Annotated in this window: 10 protein-coding genes; all 10 read left to right on the forward strand. The window is 66.6% G+C overall.

Annotated features, from left to right (window positions below; all coding sequences use genetic code 11):
* Positions 1-158 precede the first annotated feature (158 nt).
* The 10 genes from ABG80_RS06845 (at position 159) to ABG80_RS06890 (ending at position 12,336) form a co-directional block, all read left to right on the forward strand.
* Positions 159-1,139 carry an SEL1-like repeat protein gene (locus ABG80_RS06845; protein ID WP_058087010.1) on the forward strand — a complete coding sequence of 327 codons (981 nt, stop codon included), beginning with the start codon at positions 159-161 and terminating at the stop codon, positions 1,137-1,139.
* Between the two features lie 133 nt (positions 1,140-1,272).
* Positions 1,273-2,382 (forward strand): DUF6396 domain-containing protein, encoded by a 1,110-nt coding sequence (locus ABG80_RS06850; protein WP_058087011.1) that lies wholly within the window; start codon positions 1,273-1,275, stop codon positions 2,380-2,382.
* 255 nt (positions 2,383-2,637) lie between these two features.
* Positions 2,638-3,438: a TOMM precursor leader peptide-binding protein gene (locus tag ABG80_RS06855; RefSeq protein WP_152987506.1), complete on the forward strand. Its 801-nt coding sequence runs from the start codon at positions 2,638-2,640 to the stop codon at positions 3,436-3,438.
* A gap of 32 nt (positions 3,439-3,470) precedes the next feature.
* Complete coding sequence (locus ABG80_RS06860) at positions 3,471-4,067, forward strand: hypothetical protein (protein WP_058087013.1); 597 nt, start codon at positions 3,471-3,473, stop codon at positions 4,065-4,067.
* Positions 4,068-4,070: 3 nt separating this feature from the next.
* Positions 4,071-5,375 carry a YcaO-like family protein gene (locus ABG80_RS06865; protein ID WP_058087014.1) on the forward strand — a complete coding sequence of 435 codons (1,305 nt, stop codon included), beginning with the start codon at positions 4,071-4,073 and terminating at the stop codon, positions 5,373-5,375.
* A gap of 13 nt (positions 5,376-5,388) precedes the next feature.
* On the forward strand, positions 5,389-6,246 hold the full coding sequence (locus ABG80_RS06870) for a nitroreductase family protein (protein ID WP_058087015.1): 858 nt from the start codon (positions 5,389-5,391) through the stop codon (positions 6,244-6,246).
* On the forward strand, positions 6,243-6,857 hold the full coding sequence (locus tag ABG80_RS06875) for a phosphatase PAP2 family protein (protein ID WP_152987508.1): 615 nt from the start codon (positions 6,243-6,245) through the stop codon (positions 6,855-6,857). Before ABG80_RS06870 ends, ABG80_RS06875 begins: the two co-directional genes overlap by 4 nt.
* 13 nt (positions 6,858-6,870) lie before the next feature.
* Positions 6,871-8,829: a hypothetical protein gene (locus ABG80_RS06880; protein ID WP_058087017.1), complete on the forward strand. Its 1,959-nt coding sequence runs from the start codon at positions 6,871-6,873 to the stop codon at positions 8,827-8,829.
* Positions 8,830-9,032: 203 nt separating this feature from the next.
* On the forward strand, positions 9,033-11,114 hold the full coding sequence (locus ABG80_RS06885; RefSeq protein ID WP_058087018.1) for a WG repeat-containing protein: 2,082 nt from the start codon (positions 9,033-9,035) through the stop codon (positions 11,112-11,114).
* A gap of 10 nt (positions 11,115-11,124) precedes the next feature.
* The gene (locus tag ABG80_RS06890) at positions 11,125-12,336 is read left to right on the forward strand and encodes a tetratricopeptide repeat protein (protein ID WP_152987509.1); all 1,212 of its coding nucleotides are present in this window, start codon (positions 11,125-11,127) and stop codon (positions 12,334-12,336) included.
* Positions 12,337-12,424 lie beyond the last annotated feature (88 nt).

Consider the following 12,424-nt stretch of genomic DNA (forward strand, 5'->3'; position numbering starts at 1 on the left):
TCGCCCGCAAGGGCCTGAAGGGCCTTTTTGCGCCCGCCTTGTGGCTGGCCATGTGGGGCATGTGGGTCCGAGCAAGCCTTGAACGCAGCCACGATCATGCACTCAAGGGCTCAAATTGAATTTTGCAAGGCCGACGATGTCAGGCCAAAGATACCCTCGTGACCATCTCAGCCTCCCCCGACATGGCCGGCCTGAGGACCGATGCCGCTTTCACCTGCGCCAAGGAAGCTGACCGCATCCCTCCGCGTGATCCTGAAGCCGATCAGCTTTACCAACATGCCCGCTGGCTGCGGCGCAACAACTTGCTCAAGGATGATCCCGCCGTCTACGCAGGCATCGAGCGCTTGGTGCGTATTGCGACCGCACATGGGCACGACAAAGCCAACCTCGCCTTGCGTGGCATGCTCAAGAATGGCCAGGCACAAAGCCCCAACCCGATCAAAGAAAGTGTGGATCTGGTCGAAGACCTGATACAGCGAGGCGTTCCTGGCGGCTACCACGACATGGGCAATTACCTCATGCAAGGCTATGGCGTTGTCGGCGACTTTGATTTGGGCAAGCGCTATTTCCGAAAGGCTGCAGACTTGGGCAGCCCGGATGCCCAGTACCTGATCGGAGACAAGCTCATTGATACCCGGCGTCACCCTCCCGAGGTGGTGTTGATCGGTCTGCAGATGCTGCGCTGCGCGGCGGAGCAAGGTCACACCGAGGCAGCAGTTGGCCTTGGTGTCTACATCTACGAAGAAAAGCCCAAAGAGGCCATGGAGGCATACCAGTTAGGGGCGAAAGCTGGAAACAGTCTATGCGCAAGTCGGATGAAGCTGGGATTCAAGCTCGTTGATCCCAAGGAAATTGGGTACCTGGGCGTGACGCCTGATCCTGAACGCGCTCGTCGCTACGAAATCATCTGGAAGTTTCTCTCCGACTACGACTATCTCGACCCCAAGGTCCCCGAGATCGACGAGATCGTGCCCTTGCCACCGGCTCAGCTGCCGCCATGGGATGGCAAGTTCAAATGGCTGGAGGAGCACAAGGCCAACGTGCCGCCGCCTTTGCCCTCTGAGAAGCGCATCGAGGAGATGGCGCGCGCCAAGGGGCTAGACCCCAAGACCGGGCGGCCGGTATCTAGCGGTATGTGACGCGGTTCCAGCACAAGTGCGTGGTGCTTCGATGATCTTGATCGACTCGCGAGTGGTCTCTGTGGAAGAAAGCCCTTTGCATGTGGCTGCCGTGTTGCCGTTGAGAATCCTTCATGCTGTTGGAACTCGAGGCATGAACATCGGTGCCATCAACGCGCTGGTCGTGGATCTCACCCGGAGCCTGATCGCTTTGACGCTGTTGGTGTTCGCCCATGCTTCTCCAGTCTGGGCCGCCAGCAAGGCCGTGCAGTTGTCCCCATTGGCCTTTCTCTGCTCCGCTGAGAGCGAGCACCTTCCCACCGTGTCGGCCGACGTCGAGCGGGTTTTTCAGCGGGGTCTTCACCTGTTGAACCAGCGATCGAACACATCGCTGCGCGAGTCGCAGATGGCCGAGTTCAACGAGGTGGCGCGCTACCTCCGCGTTGCCCATGCGCACGGGCATCCGAAGGCGGGCTGGCACCTGATGAACTGGTTGTACGTGTTGGTGGACCAGTCATACGACGGGGTTGCCACGCCCTTGCGGATGAATCGGCAGGAAGAGGTCGAACGTGTCATCGCGCAGATGATCGACAGGCGCCTGCCCGACGGCTACCTGCGCCGTGGCGGTTTTGCGGAACAGGGGTGGGACCTTCAGCAGGCCCTGGACGACTATCGCATGGCCGCTGACCTGGGCAGCCCGGTGGCCCAGCACAAGCTGGCTGAATGGCTGCTGGGTGACTCCACCATGGCGAAGGTGGTCGATGTGGCCAGGCCGGGAACCAGGGACTTGGGCATGGCTTTGCATCGCTGCGCCGCCCAGCAAGGTCACGCACCTTCGATCACCGTCGTGGCGGGTGATTTGCTCAGGGCGAAGAACTTCGCCGAGGGCTTGCCCATGCTGCAGCGTGCCGTGGCCGCCGGCAGCGCGGAGGCGGCCCACAACATGAAAGCCATCTTCGAGGGCGAGCGGCGAGGCCGTTGGCCCTTCCGAGCGCGGGCGGTCGAACCCGATCCAGCGCGGGCCGATCGGTACGAGCGCATCCGGATGTTCCTCATTGGCCATGAATCTGACAGAGGGGTGTTGCCCGATCTGGATCGCATCGTCCCGTTGCCGCCGGCGCCACTGCCGAAGTGGTCTGGCCGATTCCAATGGGACAGCACACCACGTCCGGTTCCGGATCGGCCTGACGAGGGCCTGATGGAGCGTTTGTGCCGAGAGAAGGGGCTCCACTTTTCAACGGGCTTGCCACTGTTCAGGCAATGACTTCCCATGGGCATCGTTCATGTGGGCGGTGCTGCGAGGGGATCCGTCCCCCGTTAGAGGGGGGCGTGTTGCGTTCGACCGCGCGCGCCAGCCCCGAGAATCACGTCCATCACAAAGCCTTGCCCCGCGCACGGCCTCAAGGCACAAATCAAGGAGAGCAATCCATGTACCGCACCGTTTTCATGGGTGTGTTGACCGGCGCCATGGCGCGGCCGATTGCTTGTGTTTCAGGCGCCCCTCTTCGCTGAACAGCCGATGTCGCAAGTGGCAACGCAAAGCTGGCGCATCAGCCCCGCCTGGCGCATCGAATCGCTGGGCGAGCACCTGCTGGTGCAGGCCGGCGCTGACGAGGTTTACCTCATCGACGAAGCGCCGCCGGCCCTGCACGCTCGCCTGATCGAGCTGTGCGAGGGCGGCGACGCTGCCACCTGGGCAAATGACCCACAGCTCGGCGCTGCACTGAGGCAACTCAGGCGGCTGGGTGCGCTGGTGCCCGAGGGCGCACAGCGCCCGTTCGAGGCCCATGCCCGACTGGTGTGGTTCGGTGCCGAGTGCGAGGCCCTGGCCGAAGGCTTGAGCCGCCAGGGCTGGCGGCTCGCATCTGCCTCGGACGATGCGCCCCTGACCTTGCTTGTGCGCACCTCAGCGAGCTGGGCAGAGCTGTTGCAGCAATACACCGCGTGGGATCGGCGAGGGCCTCACCTGCTGGTGGACCTTGCCCACCACCACACCTTGAGCGTGGGGCCCCTGGTGGTGCCAGGTCAGACCGCCTGCGTGTCTTGCCTGGGACAGCGTGTGCTCCAGCGATGGGGCGACCTGCAGCCGCCGCCTGAGCCCGAAATGTTGCGTCGGGCCGCCGGTGTCGCTGCCTTGTTGTCCGATGTCGTGCGACTGGGGCCCGAGCTGGTGGAGCGGGTGGCGGCGCTCGACCTGCGTCAGCTGCGCCTGAGCCGACATCACGTGCACGTGCAGCCCGGCTGCCCCGTCTGCCAGGCCTCGCGCCAAGACGAGGATGCCGAACTGGCACCGCCTTTCAACCTGCCGTGGGTCCGTTGACCTGACGGTGTGCTTCCCAGCGAATTCTCCGAATGATCAAACTGCCGACTCAGTTCGACGCCCGCGCGCGTCAGCACCTTGAAACGGCTGCCGCTGGCGGCTCAACCAGCACGTGCTGCAGCAGTTGCGTGGTCACCTTGGGCAGCGCCGTGGTTGCATCGAGCATGTACCTGGCGCACCTGCGCAAGCGGGCGCGAGGCGCTGGCGAAGACGGCGTGCCCGCTGCCGGGCCGATCGAGCCCACGAACCCGTGGGCTCATCCCGAAGGCGTGGCGCCCGCAGACGCGGCGATCTCCAGCGCCAACGCGGTCAACAGCGAGGCCAGCGGTGCATCGAGCCTGGCCGCGACACCGAGCACCTCGCCCGCTGACGAGCCCAGCCTGTTGTCGTCAACCTGGTTCTGGGTGGTGATGGTGATTGTGTTCGCCTTGTTTGGCTCCATGCTGGGTGACATCGGCGCCATCGTGATCTCGTCGGGCTTGGCCCTGCTGTCCTTGGTCGGCTGGGTCAGGCTTCACCAACGCGCCGGGATCGGGCCTGTGCAGGCCATCGTGGTGGGCGTGGTGTCGCTGGTCCTCATCCTGGGGGCGATCGTGCTCGAGGCCATGGCCTGGATGGGCGCGCTCTGAGTCATGGCGCTGGCCCTTGCATCGACGTTGCCCACGCCCGCATCGCATGCCACCCTGATGGCGGCTGCAGACGCGCGCACTGGCATCTGCCTGCCATGGCACCGGGCTCGCGCCGAGGCCTGGGAGGTGCCAGGCATGGTCCACGTGGCGGTGCCAGCCGAGCCTGTCAACGACTGGCAAGGGGTGTCTGGCGCCGTGGCCTGGCAAGACCCGGTGCAGGCCTGTGAGGCCGCTTTGGCCGAGGCCCTGGAGCGCTATGCCGCGGCGAGGGCGTCGGTGCCTGTTCGTCGCCGCGCGGACGTGCCTGAGCTTGAACTGTGGGCGGAAGACCGCTTCGCCCTGTACTCGTCCGCCCAGCGTGCGCAAGCCGGGTTTCCCTGGCCCATGCCCGTGGGTGACGACGATGGCTTCAGCCCGGTTTTTCGCCTGCATGACAACCAGCGGGTGTGGGTGCCGCAAGAGCTGGTGGGCCTGGGTGTGAGGGCAGGGCGAGCGCGCATGCCTTCCACCTCCAGCGGGCTGGCGGCCCAAAAGGACACGGCTGGCTCGGGGCCCTGGCGAGCCCTGTTGCGAGCCACCCAAGAAGTGCTGGAGCGCGATGCGCTGGCGGTGACCTGGCTCAATGGACTGGGGGGCCTGGAAATTGACTTGCCCGAGCGATGCGAGAGCGTGGCGTCGGCCATCGGGGCCGAGGTGGTGGCGCTGGACCTGACCCAGGCCTGGAGCCCTCACCCGGTGGTCGCCGTGATGGGGCGTCACCATGCGCGCGGGCAGGTCCGCCACGCGTTCGGCATCGCCTGCCGAGCCACGCTGGACGAGGCCATCGACAAGGCCTGGCTGGAATGGGCGCAAAGCCTGCGCTTTGCGGATCACCTCGTGCAACAGTTTTCGGTGCCGGCTGAGCCTGCTGCGCTGCGTCGCTTTGACGAGCACGCGGCTTACTACACCTGTCATCCCCAGGGTTGGGCGCAACTGCCTTTGTTGAAACACCGCAGGCGTCGGGCGCATGACGCGATGACCAAGGAGTCGGCACACACCGGCCCCCAAAGCGAGCTGTCGCAACTGCAAGACCTCGTCCTTTGCCTGCTGGAGCACGGCATCGAGTTGGCCTATCGCGAGCTCACGCCCCCTGATGTGGCCCAGGCGGGGCTCAGGGTGGTCCGTGTGTTGTCGCCGCAGTTGTCTTTGCTGCACGCAGACGAACGCGCTCCCTTCCTCGGCGGGCGAACCGGTGACTGGCGCTGGCGCTACCCGGATGCCGTGGCCCATCACCCGCTGTCCAACCCCTGGCCTCACCCCCTGGGCTGATGACGAGGCAGCCATGAACGAAATCAATCCACCCTTCATCGATGCGACAGTGGTGCCGCATTGGACGTCGAGCCTGCCCCGTGCGGACCTGGATCCGGCTGTGGCTGGGCCCGATGTGGGCGCCCCTTGCTTCAAGGCATTCTGGCGGGCCAGCGAACTCAACCCGACGCGCGCGTTGCTCATGCATCAGCGCATCGAAGAGGACGCCGCACTCGAGCACGAGCCGTTGCGCGCCTGCTTCAGCTCGGCGGCTCAGCCCTTGCCAGCTCCCGATGCCTCGGTGGTCGATGCCTGGGCACCTCGGCGCAGCGTGCGAGCGTTCTCCGATCGGGCGATCGAGCTGGCGGATTTGTCAGCCTTGTTGTGGCCCATGGCGCGGCGTCACGATGGCGGCCGAGGGCTCGCGTCGGGTGGCGGCAAGTACCCCTTGCAAGTGCACGTGATCGGGTGGCGGCTGGCCCGAGAGGGGGCGGTGTTGGCGCCCTCCGTTCAGGGATACGACCCCCTGTCGCATGGTTTGACGCCGATCGGTCAGGCACCCGATTGGGCGCGGCTCAAGCCCATCCTGGGTGTCGACATGGACAGCCCTGCAGCGGTCCTGGTGGTGACCGCTCAAGCTGGCCCCCACGTGAACAAATACGGTGAGCGAGGCGGGCGATTCATGTTGCTGGAGGCCGGCTCCTGGCTTGGCGCCTGGCAGGCTCAGACCGCGCGCATGGGCCTGGGAGGCCTGGTCATCGGGGCCTTTCAGGACCGCGCCTTGTTGCGTGAACTGGGGCCTCACGTCGGTGCGCAGGGGCAGGCACCGGCGGACGCGGTCAGCGAGCACGTGATCGCGGCCGTGTATGCGCTGGGGTGGCCTGCGTCGTGAGCGAGCGAGCCAGCCGTTCTCAATCGGTGACCTTGCTGATGGCCTGCGCGGCGGTGTTCGCTGCGGGCTACCAGCTGACGCTGCGCCGCGCGCTGCGCCTCGAAGACCTGCCGGGGTCGCAAGGGCCGTGGGATGCCTGGGTGCCTTTCTGGCCGGCCAGCATCGTGGTCTATTGCAGCATCAACGTGGCTTATGTGCTGGCCTTCTTCGTGGCCCGCGATGGCGTCAGCCTTCACAGGTTGGCTGCTCGCTTGTTGCTGGTGCAGCTGGCTTGCTTCGCGTGTTTCGCGTGGTGGCCCATGCGCTTGCAGCGCTGGCCTGACGTGGGTGGTTCGGTGTGGGCGCCGTGGTTCCAGGCCCTGGCCACCTTTGACGGGGCGAGCAACCTCGTGCCTTCGCTGCATGTGGCCATCCTGGGTGTGCTCTGGTCTCACTGGCGATCGGTGCTGAGCGCGCGCTGGGCCCGAGGCGGGTGCGATGCGTGGGCCGTGGGTGTTGCGCTGTCTGCCCTGACCACCTGGCAGCACAACGTGATCGACGTGCTGGCCGGTGCAGGTTTGGCCTGGGTGGTGGTGCGCTGGGTCGTCAGAGACGAAACAGCGCCTTCTTGAAAGAACAATCAACATGACAAAAAACTGGGTGAGGCGTTGTGTCGCATCGAGCGCGCAAGGCTTGCTGGTGGCCTGTGCGCTGGCTGCAGCCGGATGGGCGGGGGCGAGCGAGTCGGTGTCGGCTGCCGAGGCCAGGTTCACAGACTGGCCTCAAGCAGGCCGACGCATCGGTGCCGATGGGGCATTGCTGACGGCCGATGGTTCGCGAACGCTGGTGCCCGCAGGGCGCTACGAGCACATCGTGCCGGCCGGGCGCGTTGCCGTCGTCACGCGAGATCGGGCCTGGGGGCTGATTGACGCAGACGGGCAAGCGATCACGGCCTTGCGCTACCAGCACATCGAGCCATTCGGGGAGCGCGGCGCACCTCAGGGCTTCGTTGTTTCTGGCGCGCAGCAGCGACAGGGGGTGCTCGACGCCGAAGGACGGGTCGTCACAGATGCCATCTGGACACAGCTTCGCCCCGTGCGGTTGTGGCCGCAAGACCCCTCGAAAACGCGTTGGTTGTTCGAGGTCAGGCAGGGGCACCGCGAGGGCGTGCTCGATGCGGCTGGGCGAGCGGTGTTGCCGGTGCAGTTCGGCAGCGTGTCGTGGGTGGGCTCCCGCAGCCCCTGGGTGATCGTCAGCCAGGGGAGCTTGCAAGGCGTTTGCCACGCGATCACCGGTGAGTGCCCGCTGCCCTTGTCGACCAAGCGCTACGAAGCGTTCGACGGCGTGGCTGAGGGTGCCGGCCTGTTGTCTGTTCGCTGGGTGGACCGAGTCGGGTTGCTCGATGATCGCCTGCACGAGCTGCTGGCGCCGGTGTACTCGTCCATCGATGCCCTGAACACGGGAGGCGATGGCTCGGTGCAAGTGCTGGCCCAGTTCGGTCTCGACCGGCACCAGTTGGTGCTCGCGCCCGACGAGAACGGCCTTTGGCAGGTGCGGCAGGCCGATCGTCCCCGGCCATTGCGAGCCCGTCGCGATGACCACCCGTTGGCCTTGAGGATGGGCGCCGTGATCGACGCGCGCTACGTGCCCGTGGGGCTTGGAGACGCGGGTGAGGTTCACAGCGCTTTCGTGGACCGCAGGCTGCGCGAGTTGCGTCAGCCCAGCATCCAGCTCAGCGCCTGGACGGCCTATGTGGGCTTCGATCTGTTCGCCCGACCTGGTGACGTGGACGATGCACGTCTGCCCGCGGTGTGGACGCGTTGCCCTGACCCCTCGGGTGTCCGGCTGGTGGCCTGGCACGGCGAGCTCGCAGAGCAGGCCAAGGCGTGTGCTTCGCCCAAGGCGGTGGCCGTGCGCCTGAAGCCTTCGGCGTCGAGCGACGGCAGTTTGCTGTGCGAAGGCTGCGAAGCCCTGGGCCTGCCACCGCGCTGGGTTCGCCGCGATGAGCCACCCGTGGATGCCAGCTGCGCGCTTGCCCCCACCGCGTGGAGCCAGGAGCAAGCCCGGCGTGACCAAGCTGCCTGGCTGGCCGCGTGGTTGCCAACCTGGCAACCGCTGCTGCTGGGCCGGCAGCCGAGCGCGGCCGACAGCGAGGGGTGGCGTCGACATCAGGCCGATCCGTCACGGGCCATGTCGACCTTGTCGGCGGTGACCCGTCGTCCAGAGGCCTTGTTGAACGACATCGGCTTTGATGTGAAGCAGGCACCCAATGTGAATTTGGGACAGGCCTTGCTCAAGTGGATCCGGCGCGCCGAGCCGGTGGGTGACGGGGGGCTCTACCCCGAGCCAGAGGTCGAGTTCGCCGGGCAGTGTGCGCAGGTCTGGTATGTGCGCTTGCCCGGGTTGGACAAGCTGATGCGAACCCGACCTGCGAAGGCCGGTCAGCCTTTCGCCATGGGCCTGGGCCTGCCCCCGGCAGGTCGGCTAGAGCGCCAGGCCTACCCCTTCTTGACCTTCTCGAGGGGGGAGGGCGGCGGTTTGCAGCTCACAGGTGTCTCTCGCGAGTTTTTGCAGGCCGTTTGGCTGCTGGAAGGAGGCCGCTGATGTCGGCGAACATGTGGCGCTCGCGCTGGCGAGCTCTCTGCGGCGCCCTTTCCGGGGCGGCTTGGCTGACGGCGGTTTGGGGCGTTTGGTGCGGCTCTGCTTGGGCAGTGCCTCACTGGACCCAGGAGTGTCCCGATCGCATCGAACATGCGAGTTGGTGTCACCACCTGCCCAGCGAAGGGCGCATGGCGTTGCGCGTGCCAATGCCCGGGAGTGCGGACGGCCTGTGGGGCTTCGTCGACATCCAGGGGCGCATGGTGATCGAGCCGGTCTACGGCAGCGTGATGGCCTTCTCGAAAGGCCTGGCTGCTGCGCAGAAGGACGGCAAGTGGGGCTTCATCGACCTGCAGGGGCGGTGGCGTTTCGAGCCGCGCTACGACGACGTCACGTCGTTCGACGCTCAGGGCCTGGCCTGGGCTGTCGAGCGTGGCCGACTCCAGAGGTTGAGTGCCACAGGGCAGGCTTTGCCGTGGTTGAGCGAGGCGGGGTCATTCGACCTCGATCACCGCGGCATGCAGGAAGACCGCGCCATCCGTGTGCGCGTCACCCCGCCGTCCGAGACCTGGCGGCTGGACACGGGCGAGGTCGTGCAGTGGCCCCGTGAAGTCGTGGAACTGGGGCGACCGGTGGGCGGCACCTGGCCTGTCCGCGTGCGCTTGCCCAGCGGGCGCAACTGGTGGGGGCTCTGGTCGCTTCAGGAAGGGCGTTGGCTGGCCTCGCCCCTGGCCTTGCGCAGCGAGCTCGAGCCGCTGCTGCATGCAGGCAAGGTCGCGGTGCACCGCGCGGGCGGGTGGTTCTTCGTGGACCTGGCGGGGCAGCCGCTGTCGAGCACCCGCTACCAGGCCATCGAAATGGACCGGCCGGGTCTGTGGGTGGTCTCGCCCGAGCACTCGGAGTGGGTGTGGTTGGGGCCTGACCTGCGCGAGCTCCACCGCACGCAGGGCCACGTGACGTCGCCACGCCAAGAACGCTGGGGCGACGCCTGGGTGTACGACCTGCACGAGGCCCTGTTGATCGTTTTGCCGGATGACCGAATCGAGGTCCTGGACACCTCCGAGCACGACGAGCACCTGCAGAAAGGCTGGATCTGGCTCTCGCCCAAGCGAGATGGTGGCGCCCCGGACCTCATCGGGCCGGATGGGCGCTCCGTGCTCAGCGCCGATGAGCGCGAGCGACTCAAGCACCACCGCATCGAGTTCTTGTGGGAGGGCGATCGATCGCCCGCTGTCCCTGGTGCCATCCGCGCCCTGCTGCACCCGCACGATGACACCGCCGAGCCAGGCGTCGTCACCGCCGACCTGCGCGTGCTCACCCGCGCTGAGTGGGCCTTGCTCATGCCCGGTCAACTGCCCTCCGACCCCGTGGTCGTGCAGCGCACCGATGGCCGCTTTGGTGCCATCGATGGCATGGGGCGTTGGTTGATCTCGCCTGAGTGGTTGGGCATGGAAGCCTTTCACCATGGCTTGACATGGGGCCGGCACCCGGATCACGACGGAGGATCGAGGTCCGTGCTGATCGGCTCGGATGGGCGTCGCCTGGCCCTGCCTCCTGGTGCCTTGACGGCTTGCGGTGGTTGGTCGGGGCCTTGGTTGCGCTGCCAGAACAGCGAGGGCGATGCCGCAGGCACCACCTTCATCGCCCCCCTCGCGGCCAAGCGCGTGAACGCACCCGAGGTGGACGAGCTGCGTGAGGCCCGTGGCGACTGGCTGTTTGCGCGCCAAGGGGAGCAGTGGGGCGTGTTGGGCCCGGATGGCGGCTGGCGCGTGCCGCCCTTGACCGATTCCCCCGAAGCCATCGAGTGGCTGGACGACCACGTTGTGCGCGTGTCCGTTCATGCGCAGGGCCAGCTCACGCATCAACTCTGGCGCGTTGCCGATGGGCGCGCCTTGACGCCGCCTCGCCGCGGCCAAAGCTGGCGCCTCGCTGCCGACCGCTACCTGGTCGCGGGCGAGCTGGCTGGCATGGAGCTGCTGGACGCGTCCGGCCGGCTGGTGCTGCGCACGCCATGGTGGGGGACCGACCCGCATGCCGAAGATGGCCTGGCTTGGACGAGCCCGGGTCAGCAACTCGCGCGCCTGTTGCCCGACGGCACGCTGGCACCTGTGCCGGTGCACTCGCCGAACGGCGGCGAGCCCATGACCGAGGCTGATGACGAGGCCGCCGATGCCCGCGCCGTTCAAGGCTGGCAACTTCGATTGAGCGCTCGCTGCGGGCAGCTCATCGTGCGCGGACCGAGTGGTCAGCAGACATGGCCCAAGCAGTCCGTTCGCTGCCGCCAACCCTGAGGACCTCAACATGACACGTCACAAAGCCAGGTGCTTCATGGGCGCCATCGCCCTCGTGCTGGCCGCCACCTGCGCGGCGCAAGCCCAGGCTTGTTGCCGACACTCGGCCGATCAGGGGCAAGGGCAGACCTACCTCGAACGCCTGCACCCATCGGTCGGCGACAAGTCCGTTGTTTCGGTGGGGGAAGGGGAGCACACCTACCGATTCGTGGTGCGCGATGCCCGCCAGCCCGACAGACCCTGGCGCCGAGCCCGCTACCAGGTCAGCACACGGGAAGGCGTGAAGTGGGAGGGAGGGCCCGATGCACACCAGGGCGTCACCGATGCGCAAGGACGCACTGCCGTGTACCGCTCGAAGACACCGGTGGAACCGCAGGACTGGATGGTGTTGCCCCTGCTCGGACAGGGCCCCCAGGGCATGACTTTCAGGCTGGTCGACCAGGACGACAACGGCGTGGCCGACCACCCCTACCTGATCGACGCAGAGGGCGGCGCGATTTTCTGTGGCCTGTCCTTGCCAGGGGGACACACGGCCCGTGTCCTGGATCGCAAACCCACCACCATGCGCCTCTACACCAGCACCGACGAAGGGGAGTGCCGCAAGCTCGCGGCAGCGCTCAACCCCGTCATGGCCCAGACCGATCCGCAGCGTCAGATCAAGGGCTTGCAAGGTCTGCTCCGCCAAGGCTGGTCGCCCATGTCGCACGAGCGCGTCCGAAGCAAGCTCATGGATGTGTTGCTGGCGCATGGGTCAGGCAGCGAGATCCGAGCCTTGGTGAGCAGTTGGCTGTCCGAGCCCGGCATCAGCCGCAAGGCGCTGGCCGATCGCCTCAACTCTGCGGGATATGGTCTGGTCGATCAGCAGCCACCGAGGCTGCCCGAGCTGGCCGAGTCCCTGCTGGCCCAAGCCCTTACGCTGGACACCACGCCGGCCATCCTGGATTCGCATGCCTGGGCCTTGCATGCCTTGGGGCGTCACGACCAAGCGCTGTCCGAGCTGGATGCCGCCATCGAAGGATTCCACCAGCGGTGCGAGCCCGACGACGAAGGCATGTACCAGGAGACGCTGACGCACAGGGCCCAAGTGCTGGCCGCTCTGGGGCGCAGAGAGGAGGCCTTGCAGCAAGAGGGCCAGGGCGCACCCGCGCCAAAAGCTTGTGCCGAAACGCGTGATCAGCGCTTCCTGTCTGGCGAGCTTGCGATGCCCGCTGCGTTCAGATGACGCCCCCCTACCCTGACCTCCTCTTCCCCCCAAGCTTTGGGAGGCATGCGCAAGCCTTGAAGACTAGATTGACCTCACCAGGTCGATC

This window comes from Aquabacterium parvum (assembly GCF_001447195.1).
GTDB lineage: Bacteria > Pseudomonadota > Gammaproteobacteria > Burkholderiales > Burkholderiaceae_C > Aquabacterium > Aquabacterium parvum.